At 65.2% G+C, this 17,840-nt stretch carries 14 protein-coding genes; 10 read left to right on the forward strand and 4 right to left on the reverse strand.

Going from position 1 to position 17,840, the window contains the following annotated elements:
- Positions 1–8: 8 nt before the first annotated feature.
- Positions 9–2,153 carry a polysaccharide biosynthesis protein gene (locus F7P65_RS12080; protein WP_150291997.1) on the reverse strand — a complete coding sequence of 715 codons (2,145 nt, stop codon included), beginning with the start codon at positions 2,151–2,153 and terminating at the stop codon, positions 9–11.
- A gap of 314 nt (positions 2,154–2,467) precedes the next feature.
- On the opposite strand from F7P65_RS12080, the gene F7P65_RS12085 reads away from it, so the two are divergent.
- From F7P65_RS12085 to F7P65_RS12110, 6 genes are all read left to right on the forward strand, one after another.
- On the forward strand, positions 2,468–3,652 hold the full coding sequence (locus F7P65_RS12085; protein ID WP_150291998.1) for a glycosyltransferase family 4 protein: 1,185 nt from the start codon (positions 2,468–2,470) through the stop codon (positions 3,650–3,652).
- Positions 3,649–4,245, forward strand: coding sequence for a sugar transferase (locus F7P65_RS12090; protein ID WP_150291999.1), 597 nt, complete (start codon positions 3,649–3,651; stop codon positions 4,243–4,245). Before F7P65_RS12085 ends, F7P65_RS12090 begins: the two co-directional genes overlap by 4 nt.
- Entirely contained in the window at positions 4,208–5,122 is a 915-nt protein-coding gene (locus F7P65_RS12095) for a formyltransferase family protein (protein ID WP_150292000.1), read from the forward strand. The genes F7P65_RS12090 and F7P65_RS12095 overlap by 38 nt, the downstream gene beginning before the upstream one ends.
- Before the next feature lie 3 nt (positions 5,123–5,125).
- Complete coding sequence (locus F7P65_RS12100) at positions 5,126–5,809, forward strand: PIG-L deacetylase family protein (protein WP_150292001.1); 684 nt, start codon at positions 5,126–5,128, stop codon at positions 5,807–5,809.
- Between the two features lie 343 nt (positions 5,810–6,152).
- Positions 6,153–6,905, forward strand: coding sequence for a LuxR C-terminal-related transcriptional regulator (locus F7P65_RS12105; protein ID WP_150292002.1), 753 nt, complete (start codon positions 6,153–6,155; stop codon positions 6,903–6,905).
- A gap of 126 nt (positions 6,906–7,031) precedes the next feature.
- The gene (locus tag F7P65_RS12110) at positions 7,032–8,414 is read left to right on the forward strand and encodes a lipopolysaccharide biosynthesis protein (protein ID WP_150292003.1); all 1,383 of its coding nucleotides are present in this window, start codon (positions 7,032–7,034) and stop codon (positions 8,412–8,414) included.
- 77 nt (positions 8,415–8,491) lie between these two features.
- On the opposite strand, the gene F7P65_RS12115 is transcribed toward F7P65_RS12110, so the two are convergent.
- On the reverse strand, positions 8,492–9,172 hold the full coding sequence (locus tag F7P65_RS12115) for a helix-turn-helix transcriptional regulator (protein WP_150292005.1): 681 nt from the start codon (positions 9,170–9,172) through the stop codon (positions 8,492–8,494).
- Positions 9,173–9,231: 59 nt separating this feature from the next.
- The gene (locus F7P65_RS12120; RefSeq protein ID WP_150292007.1) at positions 9,232–11,502 is read right to left on the reverse strand and encodes a GumC family protein; all 2,271 of its coding nucleotides are present in this window, start codon (positions 11,500–11,502) and stop codon (positions 9,232–9,234) included.
- A gap of 311 nt (positions 11,503–11,813) precedes the next feature.
- On the opposite strand from F7P65_RS12120, the gene F7P65_RS12125 reads away from it, so the two are divergent.
- Entirely contained in the window at positions 11,814–12,794 is a 981-nt protein-coding gene (locus F7P65_RS12125) for a 2OG-Fe(II) oxygenase family protein (protein ID WP_150292010.1), read from the forward strand.
- On the opposite strand, the gene F7P65_RS12130 is transcribed toward F7P65_RS12125, so the two are convergent.
- A complete protein-coding gene (locus tag F7P65_RS12130) occupies positions 12,795–14,129 on the reverse strand; it encodes an O-antigen ligase family protein (protein ID WP_205452050.1) in 1,335 nt (444 codons plus the stop codon).
- Between the two features lie 201 nt (positions 14,130–14,330).
- Here F7P65_RS12130 and F7P65_RS12135 point away from each other — a divergent pair, with 201 nt between their 5' ends.
- The 3 genes from F7P65_RS12135 to F7P65_RS12145 are packed head-to-tail and all read left to right on the forward strand — an operon-like array spanning position 14,331 to position 17,829.
- Positions 14,331–15,335 (forward strand): sulfotransferase family protein, encoded by a 1,005-nt coding sequence (locus tag F7P65_RS12135; protein WP_150292012.1) that lies wholly within the window; start codon positions 14,331–14,333, stop codon positions 15,333–15,335.
- Complete coding sequence (locus F7P65_RS12140; protein ID WP_150292014.1) at positions 15,332–16,666, forward strand: pectate lyase family protein; 1,335 nt, start codon at positions 15,332–15,334, stop codon at positions 16,664–16,666. Before F7P65_RS12135 ends, F7P65_RS12140 begins: the two co-directional genes overlap by 4 nt.
- Positions 16,663–17,829 (forward strand): glycosyltransferase family 4 protein, encoded by a 1,167-nt coding sequence (locus tag F7P65_RS12145; RefSeq protein WP_150292016.1) that lies wholly within the window; start codon positions 16,663–16,665, stop codon positions 17,827–17,829. Before F7P65_RS12140 ends, F7P65_RS12145 begins: the two co-directional genes overlap by 4 nt.
- The last annotated feature ends 11 nt before the right edge of the window (positions 17,830–17,840 follow it).

Below are 17,840 nucleotides of genomic sequence, written 5' to 3' on the forward strand. Positions count from 1 at the left end.
CCTGGAAATCAGGCAACATCGCGCGGCAGGTGCGGCGGCGAAGCCGGCAGAACCGCCGGGCCTTCCACCGCCGGACGCGGCATCATGAACAGCGTGTCGGCGCTTTCCGCCGCGAGCCGCCGCAGGATTTCCGCCCAGCGCGAACTGGCCGAGGCCGCGACCATCTCATGGGTCAGCCGCACCAGCTCATCCGCATCGCCCGCTGCGATCAGCCGGGCAAGCTGGCCGAAGCCTTCCACCAGCATCTCCAGCGGAATGGGCGAGGGCATGGCTTCGAAAATGCCGGGAATGGCGCTTTCGATCTTGTCCTCCGACGTGTCGAACAGTTCCTCGAACAGCTTTTCGCCGGGGCGCAGGCCGATGAACTTGATCGGCACGTCAATGTCCGGGCGCAGCCCCGCCATGCGGATGACACGGCGGGCGATCTCCACGATCTTCACCGGCTCGCCCATGTCGAGGACGAAGATGGTGCCGCGCTCCGAATCCGTTTCCAGCGCGCGGGCGCTGCTCTGGAGGATCAGCAGCACCGCCTCCTGCACCGTCATGAAGAAGCGTTCGATGTCGGGATGGGTGACGGTCAGCGGCTTGCCGGTGGCGAGCTGATGCTGGAACAGCGGGATCAAGGAGCCGCTCGACCCCAGCACATTGCCGAATCGCACCGTCAGGAAGCGGGGGCTGTCGGGATCGCAACTGCCGATCAGGTCGAGCGCCTGACAGTAAAGCTCCCCCAGCCGCTTGGTCGCGCCCATCAGGCCGACGGGGTTCACCGCCTTGTCGGTCGACACCTGAATCATGGCGCGGGCTTCGAATTCGCAGACCGCGTCCGCGACATTGCGCGTGCCCAGCACATTGGTGTGCACCCCGGCGCAGGGATTGGCCTCCACCATCGGCACATGCTTCAATGCGGCGGCGTGGAACACGATTTCCGGCCGTCGCCGTTCGAACACCTGCCATAGCGCGGGGCGCTGGCGGATCGAGCAGAGTTCGGCATGGAAGCGGACATGGGGGAATTTCTCCCGCGCCTCCATCTCGATGGCGTAGAGATTATATTCGCTGTGGTCGAGCAGCACGATCTCCACCGGGGCATAATGGGCAAGCTGGCGCACCAGTTCGCCGCCGATCGTGCCCCCCGCCCCCGTCACCATGATCCGCGCGCCGGTGACGACCCGCTCCAGATAGCTGTGCTGCACGGTGATTTCCGGCCGCCCCAGAAGTTCCGCGAGCGGCATCTTCTCAATGGCCATGCGCTCGCCGTTCAATGGCTGAGCGCTGGTCCAGGGATTGCGGAAACGCGAAACGACCAGATTTTCCTGCTCGGCCAGGCTCGCGATGCGCAATATCTGCTGCCGGTCGAGTCGCTCGCTGCTTTCCTGCACGACCAGACTGACCGGACGTTTGCCCGCCCGGTCGAGATCGGCCACGATCTGCGGCAGCATTTCAGGCGACCCCAATATCGGCAGGCCACCCAGATTCAGCCGCCGCTCATGCCCGTCGAAGGAGATGACGCCGACAATCTCCAGTCCCGACGCATCGGTGGGGACCAGATCCGCCATCACCCGCGCCCAGTCCAGTTCGCCCAGCAACAGGATGCGCCGCCGCGCCTGCGCGGTCCGGCGCAGGCGGGCGGAGCGGAGATGCCTGAACAATTCCCGCCGGATCGCCCGCGCCGCCAGCAGCAGCGCGACGGTCAACGGCACATCGACGGTCAGGAAGATCGTCATCACCCCGCGCATCATCTTCTGCGGCGCGATCAGGCCCGCCGTGATCATCCAGAGCAGCCAGCCGCTGGCCAACAGGCTGATCGCCAGCGACAGCGCATCGCCGATCGACACGAAGCGCCAGCTCTGACGATAGGTGCCGATGGCGAACAGCGCCGCCAGGTTGACCCCGACGAACATCGCCATGAACCAGGGGTCGTACAGGGTATGCGGCATGGCGAGGTCGGACAGGATCAGCCGCGACAGCGCGAAGCTGCCCAGCATGATGAGGGCGTCCAGCATCAGCACGGTGGCGAGCCGAATGACCCAGAAGCGCGTCGGGCGCCGCATCGCGAAGGCGCGTCCCATGGCCTCCAGCCGCAACAGCAGGGGCACGCGCGGCGCATCCGCGGCGATCTGCGTTCCGTCCTGACCGGCTGGCGCGAGGTTCGGCATCCCGATATCTCCAATCCCTGGTCCGGCGGAAAGCGGGGGGAAGCCAACCGCCGGTGATCGGAAAACTATCGAAACAGGCTGTTTTTCGTAATCGGTCGAGCGGACACTATCCTTTATCCCACCGGCAGCCCGACGGAGCGGATCCTTTATCATATGGGCTATATGCGTGGCCCAAGCTCGCCCCATGGCGACGGCATTGCGGCGCGGAGGGGGAGCATCCTTGCCTCAAAGGGGTAATCTACCGATGCGCCGCCAAGCCGTGGCGCGGCCTGTGATACCCCTCGGTGCAGGCGGCCAAGGGAGGCATATGGGCCATGAAAGTCGTGATCCTGTCCAGCCTGTCCTGGTCACTCATCAATTTCCGGGGCGCGCTGATCGCGCGGATGGTGAGCGAAGGTCATGAGGTCGTCGCCTGCGCCCCCGATGAGGAGCCGGAGGTGCTGGCGCGGCTCGCGGACATGGGCGTGCGCTTCCGCCGGACGCCCATGGCGCGAGCCGGCACCAATCCGCTGCACGATGTCCGCACGCTCTTCCATTATATCCGGCTGATGCGGGCGGAGCGGCCCGATGTCGTGGTCGCCTACACGCAAAAGCCGATCATTTATGGCGGCATGGCCGCACGGCTGGTCGGCGCGCGCTATTTCGCGATCATGAGCGGGCTTGGCTATGTCTTCAGCGAGGAGGCGGAGGACCGCCGCTGGCTGCGGTCCGTGGTCTCGCGGCTGTACCGGGTCGGCGTGAAGCGGGCGGGCTGCATCTTCGTCTTCAACAGCGACGATCGTCGGGTGATGAGGGACAGCGGCATCGTTTCGCCCGGCCAGCGGGTGATGCAGGTGCCGGGTTCCGGCATTGACGTGCGCCATTTCGCCGGACAAGCCCTGCCGGAGGGGCCTTTCACCTTCCTGATGATGGGCCGCCTGATGCGCGACAAGGGGGTGGGCGAATATGTCGAGGCGGCGCGGATCATAAGGGCGAGGCGGCCCGATGTGCGCTTCCTGCTGCTGACCCGGCCGGAAACGGAAAATCCAACGGGCTACACCACCGCCGACCTGCAATTGTGGCGCGAGGCCGGGCTGATCGAATTCCTGCCCGAAACGCGCGACGTGCGTCCCTTCATCGCGTCGGCCCATGTCTTCGTGCTGCCGTCCTTCTATCGCGAGGGATTGCCGCGTACGATCTTGGAGGCGCTGGCGACGGGGCGTCCCGTCATCACCACCAACATGCCCGGTTGCCGGGAGCCGATAGAGGAAGGCGTGAACGGCCTGCTGGTGCCGCCGCGCGACGGCCCGGCACTGGCGGCCGCCATGGAGATGCTGATCGCGGACCCGGCGCGGGTCGCGACCATGGCCAGGGCCGCGCGGCAAACGGCCGTCGACATCTATGATGTCGACAAGGTGAATGCGATGCTGCTGGATGTCATGCAGTTGCAGGCGGCCACGCCTTCGGCCGTGCCGCCGGCAGCGACGCAGCCCGCTTTGCTGATGCCGGAAAGCGCATGAGGGGCTGGTTGAGACCTGCGGGGCTGCTGGCGCTGGCGCTGTTCGGGCTGCTGGCGCCTTTGTTGCTCCTGCTGGCGGCGCTGGTGCTGTCCGATCTGGGGCGGCCGGTGCTGTTCCGTCAGCGGCGCAGCGGACGCGACGGGCGGGTTTTCGAAATGATGAAGTTCCGCACCATGCGCCACGCCGTCGATGCGCAGGGCCTGCCGTTGCCCGATTCGCAGCGGGTGACGGCGATGGGCCGGTTCCTGCGCCGGTCGCGGCTGGATGAATTGCCCGAACTGCTCAACATCGTGCGAGGCGACATGGCTTTCGTCGGGCCGCGCCCATTATTGCCCGAAACCATCGGCATGATGCGGGAGGAAGGGCGATTGCGCGGCGCGGTGCGGCCTGGCCTCACCGGGCTGGCGCAGGTCAGCGGCAACACGCTGCTGACCGTCGAGGAAAAGCTGCGCTTCGACCTTTGGTATGTGCGCAACCGGAGCATGCGGCTGGATGCGTGGATCGTCGCCCGCACGCTGCTGGTCGTGATCGGCGGCGAAAAGAGGATCAACTGGCATGTCGATGAAGCGCGCCCTCCTCATCGGGGCGGTTGAAACCACCCGCATCGCGTTCGATGCGATCATCCGGCATCCGGGCTGGGAAGTCGCCGCCGTCGTCACGCTCGACCCGGCACTGGCCGGGCGGCATTCGGATTTCGTCGATCTGGCACCGGCGGCGCGGGACCGGGGCTGCCCGGTCATCCATGTCGACAATATCAACCGGGAAGAAGCGCTGGCCGCCCTGCGCGGCGCCGGTGCCGACATGGCGTTCGTCATGGGCTGGTCGCAAATTTGCGGGGCCGCCTTCCGCGATCTCTTTCCGGATCGGGTGGTCGGCTATCATCCCGCCGCCCTGCCCCGGCTGCGCGGCCGGGCGGCCATTCCCTGGACGATATTGCAACAAGAGCCGATCACCGCCGGAACGCTGTTCTGGATCGACGCGGGCACGGACACGGGCGCAATACTGGACCAGCAATATTTCCATGTCGCGCCGCTGGAAACGGCGGCCTCGCTCTATGCCAAGCATATGGAGGCGCTGGCGGTCATGCTCGACCGGTCGCTGGAGCGGCTGGCGGCGGGGGACGAGCCGCGCAGGATGCAGGATGAAAGCTGCGCGACCTGGGCGGCGCGGCGGACGCCCGCCGACGGCCGGATCGACTGGCGCCAGCCTGCCGAGGATGTCCTGCGGCTGATCCGCGCGGCGGGTCATCCCTATCCCGGCGCGTTCACGCGGATGAACGGCGCGGACCTTCAGATCTGGGCTGCGGCGCTGTCGGACATAGGCAGACGGCACGCCGCTCGGCCTGGTCAGGTCATCCTGCGCACGGCGGAGAGCTTCACCGTGATGTGCGGCCACGACAGCGCGCTGACCGTCAGCCAGTGGAGCGGCGCCGACAAGCCGCCCCGGCTTCACATCGCATTGGGGGAATAGCCCATGACATCGCCTTTCAACGCACGCCGCGTCGCCGTGGTGGCGCCCCATGCCGATGACGAGATATTGGGCTGCGGCGGCACCATGGCGCGCGCCGCGGCGGCCGGTGCGCAAGTGCATGTCGTCGTCGTCACGCGTGGACAGCCGCCCCTGTTCGACGAAGAACTGGTGCAAGTCATCAGGAAGGAAACCTTGCATGCGCATGAAATGATCGGGGTCGCGGAGACGCATTTTCTGGATTTCCCCGCCGCCGGGCTCGATCAGGTCAAGTCAAGCGACCTTAATCATGCGATTTCATCGGCGCTTTCACGGATCGAACCCGATCTTCTGCTGATTCCCTTTATCGGCGATATCCATCTGGACCATCAGGCCGTTTTCAACGCCGCCCTGGTCCATGCCCGCCCGCGCAGCGCCGCGGTGCCCGGCTGCGTGCTCGCCTATGAGACGCTGTCGGAAACCAACTGGCTGGCGCCCGGCATCACGCCGGCATTCATCCCCAATATGTTCGTCGACATCGGCGACACCATCGAGCGGAAGATTGCCGCCTTCCAGACTTTTGAGACCCAGGTGAAGCCGGCGCCGGACGAGCGGTCGATCGAGGCCATTCGCGCGCTTGCCACGCTAAGAGGCGCAACCGTCCATCGCCGTGCCGCCGAAGCCTTTGTAGTTATACGCCAAATTATATAATCTGGATTAAAGATGCCGGCGAATCATCCAAAATGGATTTGGGGGTTCACCACCCGGTTTACACCGTTCGCGATACTACCAAAGTAGTAAGATTATTTGCCGCATATGCAGCATTGTTAATATATCGCCAAAAAAAATATGCAGATTAACAATGCGTTAATGGGATATTTCGCTACCCCCAAATTTCTCATGTACAATCGGGGACTCCGACGGCAGAAATATGGTACTGATAAGTGGTTGAAACAAAAAGAAAGGGTCGCACTACAGGCATTTTATTACTGGTCTTCTACTTACCGTTTGGGGCCTGCTTACGGGGTAGAGGAGATCATGAGGGGACCACCCAATGTCTTACCCAGTCAATGTGCGTCTGTTGTGCGGTAATGCCATCGTTCGAGAGGGGTTGAGCCGAATATTGATGGAGCGGGATTTCCGCGTCACGCAATTCCCCAACATAACGACCGCCCTTCAACAGGTTGAAGTGCCGGAAGAAGATACCGGTCCTTCATTGCTGTTGATCGATGACGGAACCGAAACGATGGACGTCGAAACATTATCGGTTCTGCAGAAGCGTTTCCCCTGTTCCTATCTCGTTCTGTTATCCGACAGATTCGATTTCCAGATCATGCTCAAGGCGTTCAAGCTGGGCGCGCTGGGTTATATCATCAAGGAAATTTCCTGCGACCGGCTGGTGGCGACGCTGCGGCTGGTGGCGATGGGGGAACGGGTGCTGCCGCCCCAGTTGGCGGACGAGCTGCAATCGCGGCCCAGCCTGACCGATGCGCTGGAGGTGGAACGGCCAGTGGATGCCGCCTGCCTGTCCGACCGGGAACTGGAAATCCTGCGCTGGCTCATCATGGGGTGCCCGAACAAGGTCATTTCCAAGCGGATGGACATCAGCGAAGCCACGGTGAAGGTCCATGTCAAGGCGGTGCTGCGCAAGCTGCGCGTCAAGAACCGGACCCAGGCGGCGATCTGGGCTGCCAATCACGGGATGCGCGGACGCGTGACCGAGGTCGAACCGGAACTGCCCGCCAGCCTTCCCCATCCGGCGCAACTGCCGGCCCTGGAACTGGCTGGAATAGCAAGCCGCGTCTAGAGCGTCGCGCGCCGAAGCGAGAACGGCTTTTGCGCGGGAACGATGCGACCACAAAGAACCAGAGCACGGGATCTGCGTCCGACTGAGCCTGTGCCCTGATCTTTACGACCCCAAGGGGGGATCGTCATGAACTTTGGAATCAAGGGCGTGCTGACCGCACGCGCCTTGCCCATGCTGCGCAGCCGGTTCGGGGATGTCCTGGTCAAGGGAACCCGGGGCCGGCTGATCGCGGTGGGGCATTTGCTGTCCGGCAATTTCCTGAACGCGCTCATCATGCTGGTCAGCGTGGCGATGGCGGCCCGTTCGCTGGGACCGGCCACCTATGGCGTCATGGTACTCGTTCTGTCCTATAATCGCGTGGTCGAGCGGATCCTGCGCTTCGAATCCTGGCAGCCGCTGATCCGCTTCGCCGTGCAGGAAGAAGCGCAGGGTTCGCCCCGGCGCATGCAGCGGCTCTATTGCTACGGCCTGATGCTGGACATCGGCGCGGCCGCGCTGGCGGCGTTCAGCGCGACCGGGCTGGCGTTGCTGTTCGGCCCGCTGTTCGGGCTGAAGCCGCTGCATGTGGAACTGGTGGCGATCTATTCGGTCGCGACGCTGTTCAACATCGCCGGCGTGCCGACCGCCGCCCTGCGCCTGTCTGGCCAGTTCAAGATGCTCGCCTATGCGCAGGTGGCGGGCAATGTGCTGCGCATCCTGCTGGCCTTCATCTGCATGGTGACGCATGCCGGGGTCGTCGGTTTCATGGTGGCATGGACGGCTTCCCAGGCGCTGGGATCGGTATTGGTCGTCTGGGTCGGCTTCCGTGCCCTACGGCAGATGGGCATCCCCAATCCGCTGCGCGCCCGGTTGAAGGGGCTGGTGCAGGATTTTCCCGGCTTCTTCGGCTTTGCCTGCTCGACCAACCTGTCGCTGACCCTGCGCGTCATCACCACGGAGGCGGACTCGCTGTTCGTCGGCGCGGTAGCGGGCAGTTCCGCGGCAGCGGTCTATTATCTCGCCAAGCGGATCGCCAAGGTTGCCACCCAAGTCGGGGCGCAGGTGCAGGCAGTGGTCTATCCCGACGTCGCCCGCATGTGGGCCAACGGCAATATCCGCAATTTCCGGGGCGCCACGCTGCAAGTGCAGGCGGCGCTCGCGGCAGTGGGGTTCGCCATGCTGGCGGGCGCCTGGATATTCGGCCCGCTGCTCATTCGCGTCGGGCCGGGCGAGGCCTATGCGGACACATATGTCTTGCTGCTGACCCAATTGGTCGCGGTGATGCTGATGCTGCATGCCGCGCCCTCGCGATCGGCGATGCTGGCGATGAACCAGAGCTGGACGGTGCTGGCGATTTCCGGCTTCGGCACGGCGCTGTTCGTGGCCGTCGCGGCCTATGCCGTGCCGCGCTACGGACCGATCGGCGGCAATATCGCCCATGTCATATTGGGCGTGGTGACGGCAGTGCTGCTGGACGTGAACTGGCTGCGCCGGGCGCGGGTCCGGCCGGTGGCGGCAGGCATCGGCTGAACCGCAGACAGATCGACGATAAAAAGGCTTCCAGGACACTTCCCGGAAGCCTTTTTCATGGCCTGTAGGCCGGTCTCCTAATCCTCGCTTTCGCCGCCCTTGAGCAGATGCGCGACGATCTGCGTGCGATTGGAGGCGCCATTGACCGCCATGATCGCCCGCACATGAACCTTGACCGTGCTCTCGCTGATGTTGAGCTTCTGGGCAATGTCCTTGTTGGACGCACCTTGGGCGAGCAGGCGGAGCACGTCGCGCTGCCGCTTGGTCAGCAGCTTGAACTTGTCGACGGCCAGCGCGATCCGTTCGCTGACCCCATTCGATCCGCCGGCCGACGCCATTCGCGCCTGCAGCAGCGCGGTGAAAGCCGCCGGATAGACCGCCAATCCGTCCTTCAGCAGGAACAGGGCCTGCTGCATGGTGGCGATGCCAGTGCTGGAGCGCAACAATCCCTGCGCACCCGCCGCAATGGCCGCCTGCATCAGCGCTTCATTGCCATGGTCCGCGATCACCAGGATCGGAGCCGCAGGCCAGCGCCGCCGGGCTTCCGCGATCTGGATGGGAAGGGCAGCGCTTTCCGCATCGGAGTCGCCGGTCTGGAAGAGGATGATGTCAGGCGCTTCGACCGCTCCGTCTGTCTCCAGCCCGACTTGCGGCAGCACCCGCGTCCCTGCCGTATCGAGCGCGACGGCGATGCAGGCCCGGCGCAGCGGGCTGCTGTCGATAATCAACAGGCTGATTTTCGGAGCATCCTCTTCCACTATTACGCTTTCGAAACAAACCGGCTGCGCCGAGGATGGGGAGGGCGGCGGCAGCGCACTCACGCGGCCTGGCGGGTGAAAACATTGCGCACCCGGTCCTTCCAGCTCCGCTGGACCGGGAAGCTGTCGGAATAATAAGCGGCCGATCCCATGTAGAATTGCACCGCGTCGCCATAGCCGCGCTTTGCATGTTCCTCATAATCGACCTGGTTGAAGACCGCGCCGACCACCTGATTGTTCACCATCTGGAGGGAGGCGCGCATCTGTTCGACCGTGGTATGGCCCCAGCGCACGACCATCAGGGTCGAGTCCGCCAATGTCGACAGCGTCCGCGCATCGCGCACGGCCAATATGGCGGGCGCATTGATGACCACCAGGTCGAACCGGTCGCGCAGATCGTCGAGCAGGCGGCCGACCTGCCATCCCTGCACCACGGCGGCGGGATTGCGGATCTGTTCGCGCGTGCTGAGCACCACCGGCATCAGCGCCCGGGGCCCGGCCCCCTCGGCCACGTCATGCTCCACATGGGATTCGGCCTGGGGGATGAGCTTGCGGCTCTCGCTTGCATGAGTCAGCACGTCGATCAGGTCGGGCGTATCCGAACTGTCCTGAATCGACCGCAGGATGCTGGGGCCGGGGCGGCGCAGATCGAGATCGACCACAATGGCGCGGCGGCCCATCGAGGCGGCGGCGGCAGCCAATGTCAACGCCACGCTGGACTTGCCGTCGCCCGGCAGGGGGGATGTTACCAGCACGCGCTGGCTCGCGCCGCCATGGGGCAGGTCCCCGATCTCGCTGGCGAGGTTGCGGGCGACTTCGGTGAATAGCGATTGCGGCTGGGTGATCACCGGATTTTCCTCGATCGTGATGCCGATCGCATCCTCCAGCTTGGGCAGCATCGCCAGCGTCCGCAGCCCGAAGAGGCGGCGAAGCTGGTCGCCGCTGCGCAGGCGGTTGTCGAACATCTCGATCCCCAGCACGATCAGGAAGGCCAGCACGGAGGAGCCGACAAAGGCGGCCAGCGCCATCTTCTTGGGCGCGGGCGCGACCGGATAGAGCGGCACGGGAGCGGCCGACACCATGGTCGAGTTGACGCCGGTGGTTTCCAGTTCCGACTGCACCGTCTGGGCGCGCTGCGCCGTGGTGAGATAGGCCTGACGCGCGACTTCCGCCCGGCGGTCGAGGATCGACAGGTCGACAAGGTTCGCATTGTTGCGGAAGGCCGCGCCCGTGATCGCATTCAGCTTCGACTGAAGCTGGCCCGCGCGGGCCGAGGCAGCGCTCGCTTCCGCCACCGCCATCGCCCGCTCACGCCCGGCATCGGTGTCGTTCTTCGTCTGCTGGGTGACGATGACCGCCGCGCGTTCCTTCTGCAACGCCGCACCGACCTGCGCGATCTGCGCCGACAGCGCCTGCATCTGGGGATGGGCCGCGCCCATCTGGACCGAAATTTCAGAACGCTGGCGGATCAGATCGTCATATTGCTTCTGAAGATTGTCGAGCGCGGGTGAGGTCGCGCCCGCCACGGTCCGCATCGCGGCGGCGCGGCTGACGCCAGCGGCCTGCGCCTGCATCGCGCTGCTCATCGCGGCGGTGGAGGCGGCCTCCACGGCGATGCGGTTCATCTGCTGATAATCCTCCGCGCTGCCCGCGCCCATGGGCATGAGATGCGCGCGGCGGAAATCGGCCACGGCACGCTCGGCCGTTTCCACCTCATGGGCGAGCCGGGCGGTTTCCTTGTCCAGGGCCACGCTCAGGCCGTCGCGCCAGGTCTGGCGGCGCTGCGATCGCATCTTCTGCAGGCTGTCGACGAAGCGATTGGCGATGCGCGCGGCCAGTTCGGGCTTTTGCGACTCGACGATGATGTCGATGAAATCCGAATCGGTCGAACTCACCACCCGCACATTCTTGGTCAGCTGCACGGCGCCCTGCTGCACCGTCATCGGCACGCCATGGGTAAAGGCGGGATTGCGCGTCAGATTGAGGTCACGCACCACCTGTTCAGCCAAGGCCTGCGAACGGTACATGCGCGCTTCATTGGCGACGCGCTGCTGGTTGCGGGTGGCGTCCGCCTGGTTGGAGCCGGTGGAGTCGTTCAGTTCGACCTGCACCGTCGCGGTCGCCTCGTAACGGTTGGGCAATTGCAACTGGACGAGCAGCACCACGACAACGCAGCTGATGACGATCGCCGCCACCAACTTCATATGACGCCGCAGCAGGAACCAGATTTGCCGCGCGGAAAGCTGTTGCAGTTCGAAGGACAGGTCGCCGGGCTTTTCCGCTCCGCCGCCGGACGCGCCGTCGATCAGTGTCAGCTGTGCAGACGCCATGATAGTCTCCCTGTCGCATCGCGAAGGCGCATGGGTGCCACCATGCGGAAGGCGGTTCCTTCAATCGCGGCGATATTGCGGGTTGTCGCGTGCCAGAGCAAAAGCGCATCGGGACGGCGGATGGCGCATAGGTGCTAACCCTTCGGATGAAGGAGCGGGACAGGCCGCGCCTTCATCGGCTGCAATCGACCGCAAAGCGATTATTCCCTAAATATTTCTGCTGGGTTTCTGACTATTCCGGATCGCCCAATTCGCACCATTGTGCCGAAGTTGATGTGGGATAAGAACGCTTCCCACAGGGGAACGTCCACATGATCGCAGAACTGGCATTGCAGGATCTGGAGCCCGGCTCGCTGGCGCGCCTGTTCGGCGCAGGCCATGCCGCGGTGCTGGTGCGCTGCCCGGAGATCATCACCGAATTGTGGCGCGAACTGTTGGAGAATCCGGCCGAGCAGATGCCCTGGGAAGCGCCGTTGGTCGACATCGCGCGCAACTATTATGGCAGCGGCGACATTACCGCCAGCCTGGGCGATCTGTTCTACTTCCAGCCCGGACGGCACGGCTATATCGCGCGGAAAATGGCGCTGTCGCACGACAGGGACGCGGATCATGTCACCGCCCGGCCCGCCTATTTCGTGCAGGGCGGCCAGCATTATAGCACGGGTCAGGCGATACTCGACCAGTGCTGGTCGATCGGCTGGCGGCTGATGACCGCGATGGCGCCGCAGGGCAACCCGCCGGCGGATTTCCAGGTGGTCGTCCAACGGCTCAAATATCAGGAAAGCGTGGAGGATTTCGACCGGCTGGACGCTCTGGCGCGCAACTCGCTGGGGCGGTGGGGCCGGGCCGGCTGCGCGTTGGACGAGCGGCGCTGGGAAGCGGCGGGACCGCTCAGCGGCCGGGGACTGTCCGACCTTTACGGGATGCTGGCGCACGTCCCGGTCATCAGACGGATGGTCGCGGCGATCAACCGCGGGTTGCTGCGCCGCGACCGCAGCCGGACCATCGCGCCGGGCCAGCGGATGATCGAGGGCGCCCATGTCGACTATCGCTATTTCTCGGCACTGTGCGGGCAACGCGACCATATGCTGACCCAGATTTTCGTGGATGGACAATGGATCGACCTGCCGATCGACCGGAACATGCTGGCGGTCTTTCCGGGCAGCATGGCAATGCGCGACTATGGTGTGCCGCACGTGCTGCACCGGGTTTTGCATGTGGGGAAGGATGGGGCCGAAGCGTCCGGTAATCCGCGCACCGACAATGTCACGCTGCTGATCGGCTCTGCCTGATCAAAGTTGCGGCAACGGCTGCGGCCCGACCGGCTTTGCGTAGATCAGCCGCCCCGCCTCGTCCGGCTCCGGCATGCGCCGCTGCGTATAGGTAACGGTCAGTACCACCATCACCGGCATCACCCACATGCGCGAATACATGTGCGGATAGGACATGGTGTAGATCAGGAACACCAGCACCACGGCGATCGCCATCGCGCCCTTGTCGCGGCTGACGCGCAGGCCGTTCGCCCCCAGCAGGCAAAGCAGGCCCAGCAGAAGGATGAGGCCGCAGAAGGCGATTGCGCCGCCCTCGTTCCAGATCAGCAGGAACAGGTTGTGGACCGGATTGTCATAAGCGGAAAACTCGCGATACTGGTCGACGCCCATGCCGATGATCGTATTCTCCTCGGCCATGCCCCAGGCTTCCTGAATGAGCTGCGAACGGTTGATGAAAGTGCCGGCCTGATCGATGTCGCCGCTTTCCACCGCATTGCCGACGCGTTCCTGAAAGGCTTTGGGCAGGGGCGCGCCGCTGGCCAGGAACAGGCCCGCCGCGACCAGCGCCACCATCCCCAGCCGGAAGATATAGCGCACCCCCATTAGCAGCAGCGTGACCAAGATCGCCATCAGCGAGGCCGAAAAGCCGGTGAAGGAGGCGCTCAGCATCAGGCCCCAGAGCAGCAGGATGAGGCAGGCGAACCCGCCGAGGCGGCCGATCAACCGGTGGCGCATCGAATAAAGCAGCATCGGCAGCGAAAAGGCGACGACCGCGCCATTGGGATTGGGCTGGCCCGCCATCGAACCCAGGCGGCCATTGCCGGTGATGAAGCCGTCGCCCAGCCAGTGCAGCGTGTCGTGGAAGGTCAGGAAGAAGCTGGCCGCGATGCCGATCGCTTCCGAGCAGGTGATGCCCAGCATGAAGATCAGCGGCGCCTTGCGGATGGTCCTTTCCTCCTGTTGCATCAGCAGGATCGGGATGAGGAGGAAGGCCACCATATATTGCAGGGCGATATTCACCCAGCGCAACGGGTCGCCATTGACCACCGATCCGATGAAAAGGCCGCCCAGCATCATGACGAGCCCGGTGAGCCAGAAGGGCGTCAGCGAGCGGAAGGGTGTGGCGCTGAGGCGTCCGCGCAGACCGGAAATGGTGAAGCTGATGAGAAAGGCGAGATCGGAAAAGGTGAGGTTGATCTGCCCCACGCGCAACAGGCCCCAGCCGCTGAGGAAAATCGCCGTCAGCAGGCTGTAGCGGGCGATCCTGTCCCAAAGCTGTTCATGGGCCGCGAAAACATCCGGCCGGGCGGGGCCCGGTGAGGAGATGGACAAGCCGGGGTTGGTCAGAGTCGTCACGCGCAAGAGGCTGCCGTGGGCAGGGCCCCGGCGCAAACGCCCTTCGGGACAGGGCGCGGGGCGATTTCAGTCAGACGGCCCCTATCCGAATTTGCCGGGGCATCAGCCGTGTGACCCGTTGAACGGCTCCCACCCGCAAAGGATAAAAGCGCCCGACGCCCCCGGACCGACCGGGCGACGCATGCGACAAGGACGAGCCTGGTGACGGATGCGATCCTGCCCCTGCACAAAGCCGAATCGACGAACAGGTCGGGACAGGCCGCCAAAGGCACGGAAGCGGCAGCGGAGCAGACGGCGGTCCGGCTGATCTACGTCGCGGGCTATGGCCGCAGCGGGACGACCCTGCTCGACATCGCATTGGGCGAGCATCCGGCGATCATGGGCGCGGGCGAAGTGACGACGTTGGCGCGGCATGTCTGGGACAAGGGCGAATATTGCGCCTGCGGGGAGCGGGTGCGGGACTGCCCGGAATGGAAAGCCATCGTCATGCGCTGGATGCAGGACGAGCCGGCGGAATTCCTGGCCCGCTATCGCCGCACGCAGGAACGGACCGAAGGGCTGGTGGCGCCGGGGCGGCTGTTGAGGCTGCCGGGCTGGCGCGATCATGGGCGGCGCACACTGAAATTGCTGCGCGGCATGGCGATGGTGTCGGGGCGGCCGGTCCTGGTCGATTCGTCCAAGCTGCCCGGGCGGGCCTTTGCGCTGGCGGCGATGCCGGGGATCGACCTGCATGTCGTGCATGTGGTGCGCGACGGACGCGGAGTGGCCTGGTCGCTGATGAAGGGACATCGGCGCAGCGTCGAAAAAGGCGTGCAGCGGGAACTCCGGCCCAAGCCGCTGCTCTACACCGCATTGCGCTGGACCATGGTGAATGTCGCGGCGGAATGGCTGTGCCGCCGGGTCGGACCGAAGCGGAGCATCCGGGTGCGCTATGAGGATTTCGTCGACGATCCGCGGGGAACGATCGGGCGGATCGTCGCCCTGGTCGGGGAAGCGCCGCATCCGCCCGTCGCCGACCTCGCCCCTTTCGCGCCGCAGCATCAGGTCGCAGGAAGCCGGCACCGGATGCAAAAGTCGCTCATCATTCGCGGAGACGACAAGTGGAAGCGGGAAATGCCCGGCTGGAAGCAAAAGCTCTTCACCCTTTTGTGCGCGCCCTTGCTGCGCCGCTACGGCTACCCGCTGCGTCAGGGAGATACGGCATGAAACGGTTGCTGGCCGGAATCGCGCTGCCCATCGTCATGGCGGGCTGTTCGGGCGCGGGCAATGAATCGCGGGCGCAGCCGGTAAAGGGCGAAGCCGCCTTTCCGGGCGCGGTGGGCTATGGCGCGGCGGCCAAGGGCGGGCGCGGCGGGCGGATCATCGCCGTGGATACATTGGCGGATGGCGGGCCGGGGTCGCTGCGCGCCTGTGTCGAGGCTTCGGGACCCCGCGTGTGCGTGTTCCGGGTGAGCGGGGTCATCCGCTTCACCAGCCGGCCCCCGGTGATCGCCAATCCCTATCTCACCATCGCCGGGCAGACGGCGCCCGGCGGCGGGATCGTCGTCACCCATGGAGGGGGCGAGGAAGGGCGCACGCCCATTCTCATCAAGAATACCCATGACATCGTCATCCGCCATATCCGCGTGCGCAACGACCGGATGGGCACCCATCGCGGGTCGGAGGACAGCTTCACCATCGAGAACAGCCGCCAGGTCATCGTCGATCATGTGAGCGCGAGCTGGGCGCGGGACGAGCTGATCAACGGCTATGGCGACAATGACTGGATCACCATCAGCAACTCCATCTTCGCCGAGGGGATTCCGCGCCACGACAAATGCGCGCTGCTGGCAAGCGATCCCAAGGGGCCGCAGCATCTGAGCTTCATCGCCAATATCTGCGCGCATAATGGCGATCGCAATCCCGACCTCAACTTCCCGCCCGGCTCCTGCGCGGAGGTGATCAACAACATTCTCTATAACGGCCAGTCGGAATTTGCCGAAATCTGGGAGAGCTTCGGCGGCGTGCCGGTATCGCTGATCGGCAACAGCTTCATCGCGGGCAGGAACACCCGGCCCGACACAATAGGCGTGGCGCGCAATATCATGGGATCGAAGGGGACCGCGCGGGTCTATCTGGCCGACAATCGGTTCGACGGGGATTTCGTCCATATCTCGCCGCTGATGAAGGAGGCCACGGTGGACAGGCCTCCCTGCCCTTCCACCATCGCGGCAGCGAGGGCGGACGCCGCCTATGAGGCGGTGCTGAACGACGCCGGCGCCTTTCCGCGCGATCCGTTCGACTTGCGCATCGTCAACCAGGTGCGCAAGCGCAAGGGGCATATCGTCAAGCAGCCCGGCGTCATCGACAACCCGGCGTCCGGCATGGCCTATCCCGATGCGGATGGCGACGGCATGGACGACCGCTGGGAAGCGCAGCATGGCGCCGACCCGCGCAAGGCGGATCCCTGGGGCGATGCCGATGGCGACGGCGTCGCCAATCTCGACCAGTTTCTCGATCAGCGCTCGCGCGACCTGATCGGCGGAGGAGCGGGATGAACGCGCCCCTGCCCCGGCTGCAAGCCGCCGACACGGCGGAGGACGATCGTCTGCGCATCTGCTTCCCCTTTTCCGGCGACAGCGTCGGCGGCAGCCATATTTCGGTGCGCGGGCTGATGGAGCATCTCGACCCGACCCTCTATCGGCCGATCGTCGTCACCGAAGTCCCCGATGGCATGATCGCCAATTTCTTCGCCGGGCAGGAGCAGATGGACGATCCCGCGAGCCGGGGACTGTTCGTGCCGGGGGAGGCCTTCACCCTGCGGAAGTTCGGACGGACGCTGACCGGCGTGCTGCCCCGCGCACGCTTCCTGCGGCGGAACCGGATCGACATCGTCCATGTCAATGACGGGCGGAGCAGCGCCAACTGGGCGCTGGCGGCGCGCATGGCGGGCGCGAAGCTGATCTGGCACCATCGCGGCGACCCGAACGCGCTCGGCCTGCGATTGCTGGCGCCCGCTCTGGCGCATCGGGTGCTGGCGGTGTCGTCCTTCGCGCTGCCGCCCGCAGGCCTGTGGTCGGCGCGGGATCGCGCTTCAGTGGTCCACAGCCCCTTCGACACCAGCCTGGACGTCGACCGGTCCAAGGCGCGCGACGCGCTGATCCGCGAATTGGGAGTGGCGCGGGAAACGCTGCTGCTGGGCTATTTCGGCGCTTTCGTACCGAGGAAGCGGCCCTTGCTGTTCGTGGACATGATCGCGCGCCTGCAAACGATGACAGCCCGTCCGGTGATGGGTCTGATGTTCGGCGAGGCGCGCGTGCCCGCCATGGATGGCGCGCTGCGCAAGCGGATCGCGGACAAAGGCGTGGCCGACCGGGTGAAGCTGATGGGCTATCGCACGCCCGGCCCCTTCTGGATCGCGGCCTGCGACCGGCTTGTCGTGCCCGCCATCGGCGAACCGTTCGGACGGACGCTGGTGGAGGCGATGCTGGTCGGCACGCCCATCGTCGCGGCCCGCTCCGGCGGCAATATCGAGGCGCTGGAGGGCGGCATCGGCATCTTGGTCGAGCCGGACGATGCCGATGCCCTGGCCCGCGCCTGCGGCAATTCGGGCGACGCGCGCGCGATGGCGCTGGCGGCGCAGGCCGATGCGCGCAGCCGCTTCAGCGAAGCCGCCCATTGCGTCAGGGTCAGCGCGATCTACGAAGCGTTGCGGTCGTGATCCCGTTGACC

Origin of the sequence: Sphingobium estronivorans, from assembly GCF_008692605.1 — a bacterium.
GTDB lineage: Bacteria > Pseudomonadota > Alphaproteobacteria > Sphingomonadales > Sphingomonadaceae > Sphingobium > Sphingobium estronivorans.

Bases quoted from the DNA above. Each gene is read 5' to 3' on its own strand.
- F7P65_RS12080 (WP_150291997.1), bottom strand. From the start codon at position 2,153: ATGCCGAACCTCGCGCCAGCCGGTCAGGACGGAACGCAGATCGCCGCG.
- F7P65_RS12085 (WP_150291998.1), top strand. From the start codon at position 2,468: ATGAAAGTCGTGATCCTGTCCAGCCTGTCCTGGTCACTCATCAATTTC.
- F7P65_RS12120 (WP_150292007.1), bottom strand. From the start codon at position 11,502: ATGGCGTCTGCACAGCTGACACTGATCGACGGCGCGTCCGGCGGCGGA.
- F7P65_RS12145 (WP_150292016.1), top strand. From the start codon at position 16,663: ATGAACGCGCCCCTGCCCCGGCTGCAAGCCGCCGACACGGCGGAGGAC.
- F7P65_RS12100 (WP_150292001.1), top strand. From the start codon at position 5,126: ATGACATCGCCTTTCAACGCACGCCGCGTCGCCGTGGTGGCGCCCCAT.
- F7P65_RS12105 (WP_150292002.1), top strand. From the start codon at position 6,153: ATGTCTTACCCAGTCAATGTGCGTCTGTTGTGCGGTAATGCCATCGTT.
- F7P65_RS12110 (WP_150292003.1), top strand. From the start codon at position 7,032: ATGAACTTTGGAATCAAGGGCGTGCTGACCGCACGCGCCTTGCCCATG.
- F7P65_RS12095 (WP_150292000.1), top strand. From the start codon at position 4,208: ATGTCGATGAAGCGCGCCCTCCTCATCGGGGCGGTTGAAACCACCCGC.
- F7P65_RS12090 (WP_150291999.1), top strand. From the start codon at position 3,649: ATGAGGGGCTGGTTGAGACCTGCGGGGCTGCTGGCGCTGGCGCTGTTC.
- F7P65_RS12140 (WP_150292014.1), top strand. From the start codon at position 15,332: ATGAAACGGTTGCTGGCCGGAATCGCGCTGCCCATCGTCATGGCGGGC.
- F7P65_RS12125 (WP_150292010.1), top strand. From the start codon at position 11,814: ATGATCGCAGAACTGGCATTGCAGGATCTGGAGCCCGGCTCGCTGGCG.